This is a genomic window from Vreelandella andesensis, assembly GCF_003989795.1.
Taxonomy (GTDB): domain Bacteria; phylum Pseudomonadota; class Gammaproteobacteria; order Pseudomonadales; family Halomonadaceae; genus Vreelandella; species Vreelandella andesensis.
Genome location: NZ_RZHG01000021.1, coordinates 143,136 through 161,177, shown reverse-complemented (window position 1 = coordinate 161,177; position 18,042 = coordinate 143,136). Strand labels below are relative to the sequence as shown.

Annotated in this window: 16 protein-coding genes; 12 read left to right on the top strand and 4 right to left on the bottom strand. The window is 53.0% G+C overall.

The genetic code is table 11. From position 1 onward, the window contains the following. Position 1: 1 nt before the first annotated feature. The gene (locus ELY33_RS12620; RefSeq protein WP_126948269.1) at positions 2-946 is read right to left on the bottom strand and encodes a helix-turn-helix domain-containing protein; all 945 of its coding nucleotides are present in this window, start codon (positions 944-946) and stop codon (positions 2-4) included. A 207-nt stretch (positions 947-1,153) separates the two neighbouring features. Here ELY33_RS12620 and ELY33_RS12615 point away from each other — a divergent pair, with 207 nt between their 5' ends. The 11 genes from ELY33_RS12615 to ELY33_RS12565 all read left to right on the top strand — a co-directional run bounded on the left by ELY33_RS12615 (position 1,154) and on the right by ELY33_RS12565 (position 13,806). Beyond that, positions 1,154-2,569 carry an ethanolamine ammonia-lyase subunit EutB gene (locus ELY33_RS12615; RefSeq protein WP_126948268.1) on the top strand — a complete coding sequence of 472 codons (1,416 nt, stop codon included), beginning with the start codon at positions 1,154-1,156 and terminating at the stop codon, positions 2,567-2,569. Next, entirely contained in the window at positions 2,562-3,404 is an 843-nt protein-coding gene (gene eutC, locus ELY33_RS12610) for an ethanolamine ammonia-lyase subunit EutC (RefSeq protein WP_126948267.1), read from the top strand. The genes ELY33_RS12615 and eutC overlap by 8 nt, the downstream gene beginning before the upstream one ends. A gap of 226 nt (positions 3,405-3,630) precedes the next feature. Then, positions 3,631-5,064 carry an ethanolamine permease gene (gene eat, locus ELY33_RS12605; RefSeq protein WP_126948266.1) on the top strand — a complete coding sequence of 478 codons (1,434 nt, stop codon included), beginning with the start codon at positions 3,631-3,633 and terminating at the stop codon, positions 5,062-5,064. A gap of 119 nt (positions 5,065-5,183) precedes the next feature. Further along, positions 5,184-5,723: a CIA30 family protein gene (locus ELY33_RS12600; RefSeq protein WP_126948265.1), complete on the top strand. Its 540-nt coding sequence runs from the start codon at positions 5,184-5,186 to the stop codon at positions 5,721-5,723. A 179-nt stretch (positions 5,724-5,902) separates the two neighbouring features. After that, positions 5,903-6,286 carry a photoactive yellow protein gene (gene pyp / locus ELY33_RS12595; protein ID WP_126948264.1) on the top strand — a complete coding sequence of 128 codons (384 nt, stop codon included), beginning with the start codon at positions 5,903-5,905 and terminating at the stop codon, positions 6,284-6,286. A 98-nt stretch (positions 6,287-6,384) separates the two neighbouring features. Then, positions 6,385-7,515 (top strand): AMP-binding protein, encoded by a 1,131-nt coding sequence (locus ELY33_RS12590; protein WP_167470085.1) that lies wholly within the window; start codon positions 6,385-6,387, stop codon positions 7,513-7,515. A 22-nt stretch (positions 7,516-7,537) separates the two neighbouring features. Further along, a complete protein-coding gene (locus tag ELY33_RS12585) occupies positions 7,538-9,121 on the top strand; it encodes an HAL/PAL/TAL family ammonia-lyase (protein ID WP_126948262.1) in 1,584 nt (527 codons plus the stop codon). A 157-nt stretch (positions 9,122-9,278) separates the two neighbouring features. Next, the gene (locus ELY33_RS12580) at positions 9,279-9,887 is read left to right on the top strand and encodes an IS607 family transposase (RefSeq protein ID WP_126948261.1); all 609 of its coding nucleotides are present in this window, start codon (positions 9,279-9,281) and stop codon (positions 9,885-9,887) included. Continuing rightward, positions 9,884-11,266, top strand: a complete 1,383-nt coding sequence (locus ELY33_RS12575) for a transposase (protein WP_126948260.1) — start codon at positions 9,884-9,886, stop codon at positions 11,264-11,266. Before ELY33_RS12580 ends, ELY33_RS12575 begins: the two co-directional genes overlap by 4 nt. Positions 11,267-11,292: 26 nt before the next feature. Further along, positions 11,293-13,059 (top strand): bifunctional isocitrate dehydrogenase kinase/phosphatase, encoded by a 1,767-nt coding sequence (gene aceK, locus ELY33_RS12570; RefSeq protein ID WP_126948259.1) that lies wholly within the window; start codon positions 11,293-11,295, stop codon positions 13,057-13,059. 33 nt (positions 13,060-13,092) lie between these two features. Further along, complete coding sequence (locus ELY33_RS12565; protein ID WP_126948258.1) at positions 13,093-13,806, top strand: SIR2 family NAD-dependent protein deacylase; 714 nt, start codon at positions 13,093-13,095, stop codon at positions 13,804-13,806. Between the two features lie 20 nt (positions 13,807-13,826). On the opposite strand, the gene bioB is transcribed toward ELY33_RS12565, so the two are convergent. Further along, positions 13,827-14,903, bottom strand: a complete 1,077-nt coding sequence (bioB, locus tag ELY33_RS12560) for a biotin synthase BioB (RefSeq protein ID WP_126948257.1) — start codon at positions 14,901-14,903, stop codon at positions 13,827-13,829. A 196-nt stretch (positions 14,904-15,099) separates the two neighbouring features. Between bioB and ELY33_RS12555 the strand changes: the two genes are divergently transcribed. Then, positions 15,100-15,861, top strand: a complete 762-nt coding sequence (locus ELY33_RS12555) for a tRNA-uridine aminocarboxypropyltransferase (protein WP_126948256.1) — start codon at positions 15,100-15,102, stop codon at positions 15,859-15,861. Here ELY33_RS12555 and ELY33_RS12550 read toward each other — a convergent pair. Together ELY33_RS12550 and ELY33_RS12545 are read right to left on the bottom strand one after the other, a co-directional pair. Then, positions 15,858-16,763, bottom strand: a complete 906-nt coding sequence (locus tag ELY33_RS12550) for a DMT family transporter (RefSeq protein ID WP_126948255.1) — start codon at positions 16,761-16,763, stop codon at positions 15,858-15,860. The two genes, ELY33_RS12555 and ELY33_RS12550, sit on opposite strands and share 4 nt — an antisense overlap. Before the next feature lie 10 nt (positions 16,764-16,773). Continuing rightward, positions 16,774-18,027, bottom strand: a complete 1,254-nt coding sequence (locus ELY33_RS12545; RefSeq protein ID WP_126948254.1) for a TraB/GumN family protein — start codon at positions 18,025-18,027, stop codon at positions 16,774-16,776. Positions 18,028-18,042: the final 15 nt, after the last annotated feature.

The following is an 18,042-nucleotide window of genomic DNA, read 5'->3' as shown; positions in this document are numbered from 1 at the left end:
ATTAATTAGTTGTGCTTAACGTCTGCGAAGGGCGTTCGCCAAACTGTCGCTTGTAGTCATGAGCAAATTGCCCTAAATGCCAAAAGCCCCAGTAGGTGGCAATTTCAGTAACCGTCTGGTGCGACTCAGCACTGCGCAGGGCGCGGCGCACCCGGTTAAGCCGGGTTAAACGAAGAAACTGCAGCGGACTAATACCTAGGATAGTCGTAAAACTGTATTGCAGCGTACGTCTGCTGACATGGGTCAATTCACACAGCGTCTCCATGGTCACTGGGCCTTCCAGGTGTTCATCAACATAGCGCTTTACTCGGTCAACCACGGCTTTTCGATGGGTATAGCTGGGTGGCAGCTCATGGCTTGTCTGGTTGGCTTTCAACACCTCAAGCAGCCCCGTTAGCAAAATATCTTGATGCACGTTTTCAGCGATGGCGCCCTGCTGATTTGAGAGTAAACGTTCAAGTAAAAACGACACCGCTCGAAGGGTTTCAGGCGCAACGCTGCGGCGCGGTGAACCGTGCCAATCATTATCAAGTATCACTCCTTGTCGCTGGGCGGTAGCTTGCAATAACGGCATACGTATTACTAACCCATAAATATCAAAGGGCTCTGGCGTTACCAGCTCAAAATCGTGGCCGCCTGGCTGGCACATCACTTCATGGGCTTCCAGCGCCTGCCCATTGATGCGCGACCCTAGCGCTTGAGTGGGAATGCCAAGCCACAGAGAATCAGCCCACACTCGACAGTCTTGGCGCAAGGCTTGCCCGGTATGTTCTTTAAATACCTGCATGGCAGGCAGTTCAATCTCATCCAGTCGCCCGTAAAAACGGCCGGCACTAAGTTGGTCATACTGCTGCTGCCAGCGGGTCAGATTTTGGGCATGCTCGTCGGCATCAAACGCCTCTTGCATGCACTTTTTTGGTGCGATGTCTTGGCTTGGCAACGTCATAAAGAACTCCTGTGAACACGAATAAAGCGCTATAACGTCGATTTTTTTATAACTTACTGTATTTGTTTGTTTTTTATAAATATGACAGGTTTGCCAAAACTCGATATTCCCCATTAAGTGATAGCGCTATTGTAGAAACAAGCAAATTTTGTTCCTCAACACGCGAGCTGCCTCGTTTTCTTTTAAATATAAAAACAGGAAGGTTCTATGGCTCAGACTTATCACACTACCGTGGGAAGTCGCCGCTATCGCTTTAATGGCTTGGCGGAATTGATGGCTAAGGCCACGCCGCCGCGCTCTGGCGACCGCTTGGCGGGCGTCATTGCGCAATCAGCCGAAGAGCGGGTGGTGGCGCAAATGGTGCTGGCGGAGCTGCCGCTTTGTACATTTTTGAATGAGGCGCTGATTCCCTACGAGCAAGATGAAATTACCCGCTTAATCATCGATGAACACGATGTTGATGCGTTTGCGCCGTTGAAGCATTTGACCGTGGGTGACTTTCGTAACTGGTTGCTTTCCGACCATGCTACGAGTGATGTATTAGCCGCGGCCCGCCCTGGCATTACGCCTGAAATGGCCGCCGCAGTTAGCAAGTTGATGCGCAATCAAGATCTGATGCTGGTCGCCAAGAAGTGCCACGTGACGACCGCGTTTCGCAATACGATCGGCCTGCCGGGGCGGCTATCCACACGTTTGCAGCCCAATCATCCCACCGATGACGTAACCGGGATTGCCGCTAGCATTTTGGATGGCCTGCTGTATGGCAGTGGTGATGCAGTTATCGGTATCAATCCTGCCACCGATAACGTCGCCCAAAGCATCAAACTGATGCGCCTGATGGACGACGTTATTCAGAAATATGAAATTCCTACCCAATCCTGCGTGCTCACCCATGTTACCAATACGCTAGAAGCGATCGAGCAAGGTGCGCCGGTAGATCTGGTGTTTCAATCCATTGGCGGCACCGAAGCCACCAACCGCAGCTTTGGCTTTGACCTGAGTACGCTGGCGGAAGCCGAAGCAGCCGCTCAGACGCTAAATCGCGGTACGGTCGGGCGCAATGTGATGTATTTCGAAACCGGCCAGGGTAGCTCGCTTTCCGCTGATGCCCATCATGGATTGGATCAGCAAACCTGCGAAGCCCGCGCCTATGCCGTTGCTCGCAAGTTTAATCCGTTGCTGGTGAATACCGTGGTGGGGTTTATTGGCCCAGAGTATCTGTATGACGGCAAAGAGATTACCCGAGCGGGTCTGGAAGATCATTTCTGCGGCAAGCTGTTAGGCGTGCCCATGGGCTGCGACGTGTGCTACACCAACCACGCTGAAGCCGATCAAAATGATATGGACAACCTGCTAACGCTGTTAGGAGTGGCGGGTTGTAGCTTTGTGATGGGCATCCCCGGCTCTGACGACATTATGCTCAACTACCAAACGACCTCCTTTCACGATGCCCTTTATGCGCGGCGGGTACTTGGGTTGAAGGCCGCCCCTGAGTTCGAGCAGTGGCTAGCGAAGATGCAAATCTTCCAAGACGTTGCATCCTATCAACTTAACGATCAACTGCCGGCCGCCTTCGCTAATAGCCTGCGCCACCTGCCAAAGGAGGCTGCCCGCGATGTCTGATAATAAATCGAAAGAAGCTCTACCCATCGTTATCACAAACCCATGGGAGCGGCTAAGAGCATTTACCGATGCCCGCATTGGGCTTGGTCGCGCGGGTATCAGTCTGCCCACGCATCAGCTATTGGCGTTTCAGTTGGCGCATGCCCAAGCCCAGGATGCGGTTCACTGCTCCCTTGAATGCGACACGTTAGCCAATGAGTTAAGCGCCGCGCTGAGCCTGAACCAGACACCGATTGCGGCACACAGCCAGGCGGTAGACCGCGCTACGTATTTGCAACGCCCTGATTATGGCCGTCGTCTTAACGACGCCTCGCGAGAAACGTTGCAGCAAGCGGCGGAAAGTGGCCAGCGCTTCGATTTAGCGGTGGTCATTGTTGACGGGCTTTCTGCGCTGGCGGTTCAGCAGAACAGTGTGCCATTTCTCACTGCGCTGTATCGCGCTTTTGAAAATGATCAGCGGGAATGGCAACTCGCGCCGTTAACCATCGTAGAGCAGGGGCGCGTGGCGATTGGTGATGAGATTGGCGCGCTGCTTAACGCCGATGCCTTGCTGGTGATGATTGGCGAGCGCCCAGGATTAAGTTCCCCCGATAGCCTTGGGTTGTATATGACCTGGGCACCCGAAGTGGGTTTAAAGGATGACCGCCGAAACTGCATTTCTAACGTTCGCCCGGCAGGGCTGAAACCGGAAGAGGCTGCGCGGCGATTATTGCTGCTATTAAACGAGGCTCGCCAGCGGAAACTTTCCGGTGTGCAGCTTAAAGATCGTAGCGAGGACAGCGTATTAGAAGGTACATCGGGTGGTTCAACACAAAACTTCCTGGTGGCCGATTAATAGGTGCTTATGCACTAAGAGCAACACGTTAACGACCTATTAATAACGATCTATTAACAACGACCTATCAATAACGACCTATCAATAACGACCTATTAATAACAACACTTACAGAAACGCCCCTAACAACACTTACATAGACACTCCTAACAACAATATGGAACCAACACCCTGATTCAGCACGCCGCTGACAACGATTGCGTTCCACACTTAAAAGGGCAAGACAATGACACAACCTTCTGTCGATCAAGCGTATCTGGCCAAGCGCCAGCTGAGAAAAGGAACCGCTGGCTGGCTATTACTGGCCGGGCTTGGGGTTTCATATGTTATTTCCGGTGACTTTGCCGGCTGGAACTTCGGTATTGCCGAAGCTGGCTGGGGCGGTTTTGCCATTGCCGCCTGTTTAATGGCGCTGATGTACCTTGCGCTGGTATTGGCGCTGGCGGAAATGTCCGCGGCGATACCCGCTGCGGGGGGTGGCTATAGCTTTGCCCGCCAAGCGATGGGGCCAGCTGGTGGCTATTTAACCGGGCTTGCGGTATTGATTGAGTATGCCCTTGCGCCTGCCGCGATTGTGATTTTCATCGGCTCGGCAGTCGAAGCGTTGCTGGGCATTAATGGGCCACTGGTGTATTTACTGTTCTATGCAGTGTTTATCGGTATTCACTTAGCAGGCGTGGGTGAAGCGCTAAAAGTCATGATGGTGATTAGCGGCCTGGCGGTGTTTGCGATTTTGGCGACCGCTGTGGCGCTGATTGGCGATTTCGATTCGGCGAACCTGTTTGATATTGCACCCACTGATGCCGCTGGCGCGAGCACCTTTATGCCCTATGGCTGGTACGGTATTTGGGCAGCGCTGCCGTTTGGCATGTGGCTGTTTTTAGCAGTCGAAGGTGTGCCGCTAGCCGCAGAAGAAGCCAAAGACCCCGCGCGTGATATGCCTAAAGGGATTATTGCTGCGATGCTGTTTTTGCTGTTCACCGCCTTGTTGGTTGTGGTGTTGCTGGCAGGCGCGTCTGGTGCTGAAATGATTGGTCAGAGTGGTGTACCACTGGTCGATGCGCTAAACGTTGCGGGCAACCCAACGCTTGCCACGCTGGTTAACGTGCTGGGCCTTGCAGGGCTGGTGGCATCATTTTTCTCGATTATCTATGGTTACAGCCGTTTGGTCTTTGCGCTTTCCCGGGCAGGTTACTTGCCAAAGCAGCTGTCGCTGACCAGCGGGCGTAAAGTGCCCTATTTAGCGCTGATCGTGCCCGGTGTGTTTGGCTTTTTAGTGTCGCTAAGCGGCGAGGGCGACCTTATTTTAGGGATGGCCGTTGTCGGCGCGACGCTCTCTTATGCATTAATGGCGCTTAGTCACATTCTATTGCGGGTTAAGCAGCCTGACTTACCGCGTCCTTATAGAACGCCGGGCGGCATTGTGACGTCATCCATTGCGCTGGTGCTGGCACTTGTAGCATTAACGGGCGTATACGCTTTCGACCCGCGTGCGTTTAATTACACCATTGTGCTGTTCATTGTCGGTGCGGCGTACTACTTCTTTTACAGTAAAAATAACTTGGTGGCGAAAACCGCAGAAGAGGAGTTTGCACTGGTGACCGCTGCACCGGAAGAAGTCGATATTAGCGCGCCAACGCCGGCCGCTGCTAAGCTGTAATGTTCGATGCCAATCGCCTAGGCTGACTAGGCAGCTTAAGCCTCTGTGCCCAACGGCCCAGAGGCTTTTTAGTTTATTTAGTAACGAGCAGCGAAACGTTGACTGCTCCAGGAGCCAACATGACGTTAACCTTTGAGCCCAGTGTGAGCGACCCTGGTTTTAATCAACACCACGAGAAGCAGCGCTGGTTTGCAGTGAATGATGGTGTAATGGGCGGCGTGTCTCACAGTACGTTTCAGATAGAGGCGGGGGCGGGCTGTTTTATCGGTGAGGTGTCGCTAGATAACGGAGGTGGTTTTGCCTCGGTACGTCGCGAGCCTGATCACTTTGAGCAATCTCTCACTAACGGTGAAGGCATTACCCTGCGGGTGCGTGGGGACGGCCGAACTTATCAACTGCGTTTGAAAAGTACCGCGTTGGACGATGCCAGCGCCTACCGAGTGACGTTCACGCCTGCCAAAGGTCAGTGGGAAACGCTGGAGTTTACTTGGAAGATGTTTCAAGCCGTAAGGCGTGGCACGGTACTTGATAATGCGCCGCCGCTTGCGCCTAAGAGCATTCATCAGTTTGGTTTCTTGATTGCTGATCGAACCGCCGGGCCGTTTCGGCTAGATGTTGTGTCAGTTGCGCCGCTTGTCATAAAGCAGCCCGAAAACTAGATGGGACATCCCCTTTTCGTGGTACCGCTCAAGTCTTTCAGGCCTCATTAAATAGTGTGAGCTGATTGCTTTGGATTCTGGATGCTGTTAATTTTTGCACTATTAACAATTATTAATAGTTTCCTGTATAGGTATGGTTTAACAAACCTGCCTGCAGACATTCAGAGAGGAGATCAGTAATGGCGATGGAAACAGTTCGCTTCGGCGGCGATGATATTGAAAATGCACTAGCCAATATGGATGACAAAAAGCTTGATACGCTGGCTTTCGGTGCCATCCAATTAGATGCTAATGGAAAAATCATTCAATACAACGCAGCAGAAGGTGGTATCACTGGCCGAGATCCTAAAAGTGTCATTGGTAAAAACTTCTTCACTGACGTTGCGCCCTGCACGCAAAGCAAAGAATTCCAGGGTCGTTTTAAGGAAGGCGTTAAAAGTGGTGATTTGAATACTATGTTTGAGTACGTATTCGATTACCAGATGACCCCCACAAAAGTAAAAGTGCATATGAAAAGGGCGATTTCCGGGGATACTTACTGGATCTTCGTTAAGCGCTTGTAACTTCGTTTGACCAAGAGCCGCCCGCTCAGTAGATCGTATGAGTGGGCGGTTTTGTGTTTGAACCGTACGTTCCTTTTGGCGTTATTAAGGATCATCAGATGCCTCAGTGGCTAAGCGAAGCCGATTGCAAAGCGGTACTGCAATCTCTGCTAAGCGCTGAACTCGCTGCCTATCGCGGAACTTCCGCGCCAGACTGGCAAAGTTCGCCCTCCATCGACTCCCTCGAAAGACTGCACCTTGCCGCCTGCGTGAACGAATTCTTTCGTTTACATGAGACCGGGGTGGAAGATCGTCTTCTCATGACTAAACACATCGATGGCTGGGCAGCCATTGTGACGCAGGCGCTCGATGATACGTCAGGCCTTACCTTTCGCACGTCAGGCAGCACAGGCGACCCCACTGCCCACTTACACCGTTGGGAAGATATAGAGGCGGAGGCGCAGGCGCTAATACAACGCTTAGCACCTGCGATGCCGATAAACCGTGTCATCGGTTGGTTACCGATACACCATCTTTACGGTTTCATGTGGGGGGTGGCGCTACCCCGGTTGATGGACGTAACACGAATAACCGTCGAGAAGGCTGCGCTGCCTGCTTTCGTGTCTGGCGACATGCTGGTGACCGTGCCGCCCTGCTGGGACTACTTAGCCAGCACGCGTAAGCGTTGGCCTGAAAACGTCACGGGAGTCTCCTCATCGGCTCCTCTTTCTGCTGCTACGTTTAACGCGTTGACCCAGCAAGGCTTAGCCAGTTTGCTCGATATTTATGGCAGCACAGAAACTGGTGGTGTGGCGACCCGCTGGCGAGTCCCCGAACCCTACCAATTGCTTGCCCACTGGCAACGCTTCGATACGCAGTACATTCAACGCGTTAACAGCGAACAACCAGTCCCGCTACTAGACGCCACGAAGTGGGTCGACGACACCCGCTTTATCGTGAAAGGCCGATTTGATGACGTTGTCATCATTGGCGGTGTCAACGTTAGCCCCCAACATGTGGCGCGAAATCTATGCGCGTTAACAGGGGTTGCCGACTGTATGGTGAGGGTGACAGGGTCTACCTCGTCGCCACGCCTAAAGGCATTCGTCGTTCCTGTGCAAGATGAACATGAAACAGCCAGTACGATTGCTCAAGCCACTTCCCAATGGCCAGCAGCAGAGCGCCCGGTAAGCGTTACTTACGGTGAATCGCTGCCAACCAATGCGATGGGCAAATTAACTGATTGGTAATTTTTGTACAGGAAGTGCTGATATGAGTGATGGCAGTCGGACGCTGGAAGAGATTGAAAAGATTTCGCTTGGGCGCCAAAAATTTGTTCTGTCGCTAGAAGAAAAACATGCAACCGCAAAAGCACATGATTTTCTATGTGACGCTATTGACCAGCGACGGCGCATTTATGGGGTTACTACGGGGTACGGGCCTTTAGCGACGACGGATGTAGACCCTAAACAGTCAGCGCTTCTACAGCAGAATTTGGTTTATCACCTATGTAGTGGTGTTGGAGAGCCGCTGGCACACACCCATGTCCGAGCCATGATGGTCGCACGCGTCGCTAGTCTTGTTCGCGGACACTCCGGCGCAAACCCTTTACTAATAGAACGGTTACTTGCATGGCTTGACGCTGACGTCGTTCCTGAAGTGCCCTCCCGCGGCACTGTGGGGGCGAGTGGTGATTTAACGCCGTTAGCGCACCTAGCGCGTGCATTAAGCGGTGAAGGACGAGTGAGCCTGCGTGGTGGCAGCTGGATAAGCAGTGCCGATGCCCATCGGTATCTGGGCTGGGAGCCTCTCGTCTTGCAAGGCAAAGATGCAATTGCGCTAGTAAACGGCACATCGACAACCGCTGGAATCGCGGCTCTGAACGCCACCGTTGCTCAAAGGGCAGTAAAGCTCAGTACCTTACTGGTATTGCTTTACTCGGAACTATTGGAAGGGCATCGCGAGGCCTTTCACCCGTTGATCGGCCAGCTTCGTCCGCATCCGGGTCAACGTCAGCTTCATCAGTGGCTTTGGTCGCTATCAGCAAGTAGCGAGGCATTAATACCTTGGAAGCCAACGTCAGAGCCGCTTTCTGACATGCCTAGTGATATTGCCCAGCACCAGCCATTACCCCAAGATGCCTATACATTGCGCTGCGCGCCTCAGGCGTTAGGTGCCGTGTGGGACGTTGTCGAGCAACATGCGCAAACGGTGCGTACTGAACTGGAAGCCGTCACTGATAACCCGCTGCTATTTGCCGATGACAGCCTGATTTTGCACGGTGGGAATTTCTTTGGGCAGCACCTAGCCTTTGCCAGCGACCACCTTAACAATGCGCTTATTCAGATGGCGCTTTACAGCGAGCGCCGCATCGCAAGAATTACTGATCCATTAAAAAATAAAGGGCTGCCCGCGTTTATGCAGCCGCTTCAAACGGGCCTGCATAGTGGTTTTATGGGGGCTCAGGTAAGTGCGACAGCGCTAGTGGCTGAATTGCGTAGCCATGCCATGCCCGCCTCAATTCAATCTATTCCTACGAATGCGGATAATCAGGATATTGTGCCGTTGGGAACCATTGCCGCACGCCGCGCAAGCGCGAGCTTGGAACAGCTTTATCAAATATTGGCGATTGAAGCATTGGTACTTGTTCAAGGTGCTGAATTAAAAAACACCCACTCACTTAGCCGTGCCTCTCAAGCATTGTGCCGTTGGGTTCGAGACATCATCCCTCCTCTTGAGCAAGACCGCCCTTTGTCAGAAGACATTTCCAAGCTCTCACAGGTGCTTGCTGATCCAGACCATGTTGCCCCGTTAATAATGTTACTGGATCTACACCCGCAGAAGGACAAAGGCTAACGTTAATACATGCCTCCACCAAGGTCTTCTCGCATGTAGTTTCCCGTTACGCGAAGCTGGAAGAAATAATCAGGAGGTGTTAATAGTAAATAAAAATATAGATACAGGTGCTTAAAAGTGTGCGTAATGCGTAGATACTTAAACAATGGAACGCGGCATGTACGCTATAGGCACTTTCGCAAAGATGCTGGGGAAGTCGGTAAAGACTCTGCAACGCTGGGATAGAGACGGTATCTTGGTGGTTCACCGTCATGCCAAGGGACGTCGTTATTACACCCACGACCAGTACCTCGCCTACATCGGTGTGAAGGCTGAAGCTGCTACCGGTGATACGGTGGTGTACACCCGTGTTTCTAGCTCAGCTCAGAAGCCTGACTTAGCTAACCAAGTGGCAGCGTTAGAGACTTTCTCTGCAGCCAGCGGCTATGCAGTGTCTTCATGGGTATCTGAGGTAGGTAGTGGGCTGAACTACAAGCGTGAGAAATTCAATCAGCTGATGATTGACATCGAGTCTGGGAAAGTTTCGAGACTGGTAATAGCGCACAAGGATCGCCTTGTACGCTTCGGTTACGAATGGTTTGAGCAATTCGCAGAACGTCACGGTTGTACAATTGTAGTCATGAATCACGAGAGCCTTTCACCCACAGAGGAGGTAACTCAGGATTTATTGACGATCATCAACTGCTTCTCGTCGCGACTGTATGGTCTCCGTAAGTACAAGAAGAAGGTTGCTGCACTCATAAGCGCCGAGGATGATGCACTGTGAAGGTCACGCGGGTTCTGCGAAGCGAAAACCTCAACCGTGGTAAGTATGCCGAGCTATTGCGTCAGGCAGAGCTGCTGGGAGGGCTCCGCTCTGAAGTGTGGCAGCGTTACGGGTCAGTTGCAGGTGTTGGTTTGGGTGATCGAAAGGTCCGCGACAGTTGGCTGCGTGAAGGCCGTAGTTTCACTGTTCCTGCCAACGCATGGAAAGAAACTCTCCGTGACGCCATGGCAGACATCAAAGCGTATCGAGAAGCTGCGAAGGACAAGGTCAAGCAGGCTATTCGTCTACGTACGACAAACGACACCGAGCAAAAGCGCTTGTACACACTCTTGAAAAGCGACAAGTGGTTGAGTGATCCGTTCCTGCGCCGCCAGATGCGTATACATTTCAAGCACGGCCGGAACAAGACCTTCAACCAGATCGTGGTTCGCTCCGACAACTACACCGTCTTTGAGCAGAACGGCAGGTGCTGGATCAAGGTCCCCAGCTTGGCCAAAGGACGGCGCTTAGCGATACCGTTGAAGACCACTATCGAACATGCCCCTACAGGTACGCTGAGATTGATCCTCAAAGGCAGTCGGGTCGAGGTACACTCACAGGTAGACGTTGCACAAGAGACGTCCTGCGGCGATCAGGTCGTTGGTATTGACAAGGGATACTCTGAGGTCTTCGTAGACTCTGATGGGGAGTCGTACGGAGAAGGTTTAGGTAAGCTGATTTCTAAAGAGTCAGATTACCTAAACCAGAAATACGTTCGACGGAACAAGCTGCGGGCAATTGCCCGTAAGAAGCCGCATAAACGCGTGGTTATTGAGCAGAACAATCTTGACCGGAAGAAACTCGACCGTCGTCAAGATCGTCAGGTGATGTGCCTAAAGATGCTGATCTACTCAGCAGCCCATGCACTGGTGAACAAAGCTGGGATGGTTGTCTGCGAAGACCTTACCAGTCCCATCGCCAGCAAAAAAAATTATGGTCGTGGTACGAACAGACGGCTGAACACATGGACCAAAGGCCTGATGGCCGAGGCCCTAGACACTGTATCTCAAAGGCGAGGTTCGTCTTTGCATTTGGTCAACGCTGCCTATACGTCGCAAGCGGACTCATTCAACCACGGGCTGTTTACCGGCACGCGAGTTGGAGATAAGTTTTACCGCGAAAGCGGGGACGTTGTACAAGCAGACCATAATGCCGCGAGAAACGTGCTTGCAAGACTCAGCGATCCCGAGATAGAGCGCTGGACACCGTTCACGAAAGTGAAGTCCATCTTGCAAGCCCGGACTGACCGCTACCGGACGGAACTGACCGTCCAAGGCTCTAGTTACACACCTGGAAACGGGGCATTAACAGAGTGCGAATTAGTCCTTAATCACGTTTAAGCACATTTTAAGGAACAGTCTAGCCCATGAAACACTCCCCAGCGTATCGCTTAGCGGCCACTATCCTGCATGGGTTTGATGGCTACCGTGCGCGCTTTAAGCAAATTACGTTTGATGCCAGCCGCCGTTTTCGAGAGGCCGCATGGAAAGAAGCTCAGCAAGCCTCGGCAGCGCGGATCAATCTTTATGAAGAGAAAGTAGGCGATACGCTGACACGTTTGCAGCGTACGTTTGATCATGAGGCGTTAACGTACTGTGAAACGTGGCGGGAAGCGCGTGAGCACTATGCGCAACTGATTAGCCAGCGGTTGGATTACGAGCTGGCAGAGACGTTTTTTAACTCGTTGTTTTGCTCAGTTTTTCACCACCGCCATATTCGCAACGATTGGATGTTTGTATACAGCTCTCGAGAAGATGCCGCTCATCATTCGGGAATTGAGCTGTGTCGGCGGCATTGGGTCAACCATGACTGGCCTCAGGCCCTTGCCTGGGCGCTTGAAGAAGCACCCTTTGATAACGCCTTTGCTGATTTAGAGCGCGACATTGAGTTAGGCGCAGCGTTGCTGGAAACTTTGCTACCCGCGGCAATTTTGCAGGCAGATGACGCTCAATTAGAGTTGTTGAAAAGTGTTTTTTACCGCAATAAGGGCGCCTACCTAGTGGGCCGTATTTCGGGTGGTGGCGAGCAGGTGCCGCTGGTGCTTCCCATTTTGCACGGCGAAGGGTTTGGCGAGCAGCAGGGCGGCGACCCCTGTTTGCACTTGGATACCGTGCTAACAGAAACCGATGAAGTCTCGATTATTTTCTCGTTTACCCGTGCTTACTTCCAGGTAGATGTGTCGGTGCCGGGGGAGTTTGTTCATTACTTAAAACAACTGATGCCTCACAAGCCTGAAGGTGAGCTGTATGCCGCAATCGGCTTTTTTAAACATGGCAAAACCGAATTTTTCCGTGGATTAAACCAGCAGGTAGCCAAGCGTGAAGATCAGTTTGTCATTGCACCTGGCGTGCGCGGGATGGTGATGGCGGTGTTTGTGCTGCCCAGTTTTCGCACCGTGTTTAAGATCATTAAAGATAAATTTGATCCGGCCAAAGACGTTACCCACGCGGTGGTGCGCGAAAAATACCGGTTAGTGAAGCGTCATGACCGCGTTGGGCGCATGGCTGATACCCAAGAGTTCTCAAATTTTATCGCGCGGCAGGATCATTTTTCACCAGAGTGTCTGGAGCATTTGCTGGAAGTGGCACCGTCTACCGTGTCGCTAAAAGATGACAAAGTGATCATCAAGCACTGCTACACCGAGCGTATGATGACGCCGCTGAATATCTACCTGGAGCAGTGCAGCGCGGATGAGCGCGTGATGGTGCTCAAAGACTACGGTAACGCCATTAAACAGATGGCAGCGGCCAATATTTTCCCTGGTGATATGCTGTTAAAAAACTTTGGGGTTACCCGTCATGGTCGCGTGATTTTTTACGATTACGACGAGGTGTGCTATCTCACGGAGTGCCGCTTTCGGCACATCCCTAAATCCTATGGCAATGACTTCATGTGCGGCGGTGGCGACAGCTTTTCTATCGGTCCCAACGATATTTTCCCCGAGGAGTTCGGCCCCTTTATGTTTGCCAATCCGGAACTACGCGGTATTTTTATGCAGCAGCATCCAGAGTTATTTGACCCCGATTATTGGCTGGAGCTACAGCAAGCCATTGTGGATGGGCGGATAATTGATGTTTATCCGTATCGCAACAAGCAGCGTTTCGCGGGCACGATAGGGCAGCTGGTATATTAGCAAATTGTACGCAGTGATTTGCGCGAGGAAAACATGACAGCATCACCGCATTTAGTGGTTTTTACGGGTTCTGGGATTAGCGCTGAAAGCGGAATTAAAACGTTTCGTGCCAGCGATGGCCTTTGGGAAGATCACCCGGTCGAGGAGGTCGCCACCCCAGCAGGTTGGCGTCGAGACCCTCAGCGCGTGCTTGAGTTTTATAACCAGCGCCGGGAGCAAATTCGTAAGGCGAAACCCAATGCTGCCCATAAAGCCCTGGCGGCGCTTGAAAAAAATGGCTTTAGAGTGAGCGTTGTAACGCAAAATATTGATGATCTGCATGAGCGTGCAGGGTCGCGTGATGTGTTGCATCTGCATGGTGAGATTTTGAAGGCGCGCTCATCAATAGATGTGCGGCTGCGTTATCCACTGCCGAAAGGCGGCATCGCGTTGGGCGATATTTGTGACAAAGGCAGCCAGCTACGCCCGGATGTGGTGTGGTTCGGAGAGTCGGTGCCGCTGTTTGAAGATGCTTGCGAACTTGTTAGCCAAGCGGATTTTTTGCTGGTAGTGGGCACGTCCTTGGCGGTAATGCCGGCGGCATCGCTGCTGTCGTATATTGATCTGAATACCCCGTGTGCGCTGGTCGACCCCGACGCTGATGCACTGACACCGCCGGGGGTGCTGGCGATCAATACTACCGCAGGTGAGGGCGTTCCAGCGCTGGTGAACCGCTGGAAGCAGCAGGGAAATCTGCTGTTGCCTTGAAGCGTCAGCCTTCCTGTTACTTACCCACTGACATCAACCGCAAGCTCAGCTGCCCGTTCTGCCTGGGCGCGCTGCTGAGCTTGTTGGGTGAGGCGCTCGGTGTGAGCGGTTTCATCTTCGCAGGTATCGCGGCGCTCTGGGTGTAAGCCTAATTTGGCAAATAGTGCGCGGTCGCGGTCTGCTTGAGGGTTGCCGGTGGTTAGCAGTTTGTCGCCATAGAAGATCGAGTTGGCTCCTGCCAGAAATGCCAGCGCTTGGGTCGATTCGCTCATCTGCTCGCGGCCAGCGGAGAGCCGAACATGACTTTGCGGCATCATGATACGCGCCACAGCGATGGCGCGAATAAACTCAAGTGGGTCCAGGTCTTCGACGTTCTCTAGCGGTGTCCCCGGCACTTTGACCAGCATATTAATGGGCACGGATTCTGGATGCGGCGACAGCTTCGCCAGTTGCTGTAACAGCGCGCTGCGGTCTTGCGCGCCTTCGCCCATGCCTAAAATGCCGCCGGAGCAGACTTTCATGCCCGCTTCACGCACGGTGGCCAACGTGTCTAGGCGGTCGCTGAAGGTACGGGTGGTGATGATTTCACCGTAGAAGTCGGGGGAGGTATCCAGGTTATGGTTGTAGTAATCGAGCCCAGCCGCCGCCAAACGGTTGGCTTGGTTGCTGTCGACCATACCTAGCGTCATGCAGGTTTCCAGCCCTAGCGTTTTCACTTGGCGAACCATCTCTTCGACCAGCAGTAAATCTTTGTCCCGAGGGCTACGCCAGGCCGCGCCCATACAAAAACGGCTAGCTCCGGCTTCCTTGGCCGCCTTGGCTTGGGCAACTACGTTTTCGATTTCCAGCAGCTTCTCTTTTTCGAGCTGAGTATTGTAGTGGCCGGACTGGGGGCAATACTTGCAGTCTTCCGGACACGCCCCCGTTTTAATCGACAGCAGGGTAGAGACCTGCACCGCGTTAGCGTCAAAGTGAGCGCGATGTATTTGCTGGGCTTTAAACAGCAGGTCGTTGAAGGGCAGTGCGAATAGCGTATTGATCTCTTCCAGCGTCCAGTCGTGGCGCGGGGCGTCGGCATTGAAAACGGCGGTGGTCACGGGTAAACCTTTTTTCTTTTGAAAGTTGACAAGACTCTAGCGGCGTTACGCTTTTGGTGTCAACTAGAGAAAATATTTTGGTTTACAGCTGATGATTTTAGCGAGGCTAGGTTCGTCGTGGTGGCCGGGCTGCTTTATACTCTTCGTCCTTTCTTAAGCACACTTTCTCAAACCCTTTCTAATCGTTGGAGCGCGGATGTCTGACGCTACGTCAAAGCCCCTTGAGCCTACTTCATTGACTGACGACGACCCGGCGACGGGGCATCCGCGTCCACCTCGGCGTGAATTTAAAGCACGCGGCAGTTTTGTCACGCGTTGCCAAGGGTGCAATCTTCCCGAGCTTAACTGCTTATGCCCTTACCAAGTGAAAGCCGATAGCACCGCCCAGGTGTGGTTGTTGACCCACCCTATTGAGCATTTTAAACCGACCAATACGGGGCGGTTGATTGGTGATGTGTTGACGCAAACCAACGTATTTACCTGGTATCGCACCGCACCGGACAAAGCGCTAGTCGCACTCCTTGAAGATCCGCGCTACGCGCCTTTTGTGATCTTTCCAGATGACCAGCCCGACTACGCAGACCGGGTGGTCGACATTCATGCTGTACACGCAGTGAAGCAGCACGGGCGTATTCCGGTGTTTGTGATTTTAGATGGCACCTGGCGTCAAGCGCGACGGATGTTCCGTAAAAGCCCTTACCTGGATGCGCTGCCGGTACTGCCGTTGCGTACCGAGCGGGAGACCCGCTATCGGCTGCGCAAACCTGCCTCAAAAGCGCACCTGTGCACGGCGGAAGTCGCCATCGAATTGCTGCGCCAAAGTGGCGACGAAAATGCCGCTGACGTGCTAGACGATTACTTTGATGTATTTAACGATAGCTACGCCGAGAGCCGGTACTATCGCAAAATTGTTGAACCAACCGCTGCTATGCAACGGTTGTTGGATCGAAAGGGTTAGCGCTGGGTGCCAGGTAGCCAGCGCAACATCACTTTGCGTACCCAGTACCAGCGGTTAATCAGTAAGGCGGTAAAAATCAGGCTACAGCCAAGCAGCTGTAAGAGGGTCATGGTTTCGCCAAACCACCACGCGGCAAACAGCGCGGTCCACACGGCTTCGAGCATTAAAATGACCGCCGCATGGCTGGGTGTCGTCATGCCTTGGGCTTTAATTTGCACAAAGAAGCGTAGAGAGCTTGCCAGCAACACGCTGGCCATAAACCACCCTAGGATAGAAGGGCTGAGCGATAGTGGTTGATGCTCGACGACCAAGGATAGGCACGTCAGCACGCCGCCCACTGAGAGCAACTGTAGCGTGGTTAATGGCAGTGCAGGCACGTTGCGCACCACGCGGGTGTTGACATTGATCAGTAGCGCAAAGCAGAGCGCTGCACCTACCATCAGCAGTTGGCTGGCTTCAATTCGAAACCCTGCGTTTAGTGACAATAGAGCAAAGCCAAACAGGGCGACCGGGAGTGCAATCCAGGTTGAGCGAGGCGGGTGGTCGCCAAACAGCAATCGCGCTACGACCGGTACCAGTAAAATTCCTAGGCTGTTAATAAACGCGCTTTCACCCAGATGGTCAGAGTAATTTAACCCCAGGACCCAGAAGGCAATGGCGGCGCTGAACAAAAAACCTACTAGTACACCACGCCTTATTCTTCGGGCAGGCATGCGCCGCAAGGCGGGCCAAGAGAAGGCCAGCAGTATCAGCCCAGCCAGTAAAAAGCGCGTACCGATAAACAGTAGCGGCGGCATGCCTGCCAACGCTTCTTTAGAGAAAATCCACCCGCTTGCAGCCACCACCGTTACCAGCAGGAGCAGCGCATCGGCTTGCCATGGCGCCTGTTTTATTGCGCTCATTTGTTCGTGCTCAAGCAGCACCACTGCCAAACAGCGCGCCAGCAATTCTAAAGCCCGCTACCCAAGTGCCCACCGCAGAGCCTAACGTTGCCAGAATGAAGACGAGCAGAGTGCGTGAGACGCGGTTTTTCCACCACCCTTTAAGTTGGGTGACATCATGGCGCAGCGTTGAAAAATCGCGCACTTTCGGCTTGCGCATATAAAGCTCTACCCCAGCGGCTACGAAGCCTGCCCCAATGGTGGGGTTAAGCGATGTTAGCGGGGCGGCGAAGAAGGTGGCGATCACTGTCACGGGGTGTGCAAGAGCCGCTATGGTCGCGCCGCCGGACAAAATGCCATTGATCAAAAACCACTCCAGGACCAGTTGCCAGCCAAGCTCCGTATTACGTGAAAAGCCGATCACAAAGCCGGTCAGCACCAACGCGGTAATTACCCAAGGAGCGGCTTTCCATACCTTAGACGTAGGCGGCGTTGCCTCAAGCGACTGGCGTTCGGCGGTAGGGCTTTCGGGAAGTGGTGCTTCCAGGTGCTCTCCAGTGCCTTTTAAATGCCCTGCACCGAGCACCACTAACACGTTTTGATAGCGCCCAGGCGGGGCTTCTTCAACTAAGCGTAGCGCCATATAACGGTCGCGCTCGCGAATAAGAGGGGTATAAAGAGCTTCTGACTCGGCAGCAAACTCACTGAAAGTGGCTTCCAGCATATCGCCTTCTTTGAGCTTTTCGATATCTTCTTTAGAAACATCCTGGCGCGACATTACGCTGCCAATCAGTCCTGAAAATAGCGCAAAACGTTGCCACCAGGGAACGTTGCGATAAATGCGTTTTAACGTAATACCGACGTCGCGATCGACCAGCAATAGCGGTAGCTTTCGAGTTCGGCACTCTTCTATTGCTGCGCGCATTTCAGCGCCGGGCTGTATGCCGGATTGTTCGGCAATCCGTTGTTGAAACGCACCAAGCGCCAGGCTTGCCGCTACCATGCCTGCTTTGCCCTGTTTAAATACTTGAAAAAGATCCTGCTCGCCCATTGCATCGGGGTTGTCCATGCTGTGATGGCGAGCGTCGCATAGCTCAATGGCAACAGCATCAAAGTTGCCAGTAGTGATTAACTGACGAACATCGTCGGCACTTTCGGCAGAAACGTGTGCGGTGCCGAGCAGGGTGTAACGGGTGCCGCCAACGGTGACGGTTTTTAACGGGCCGCTGGTGGTGGGCAGCGCGTCGGGGTCTTGCGCCAGCGGTGTTGCATCGTCATGAATCATTAAGGTGTCTCAATT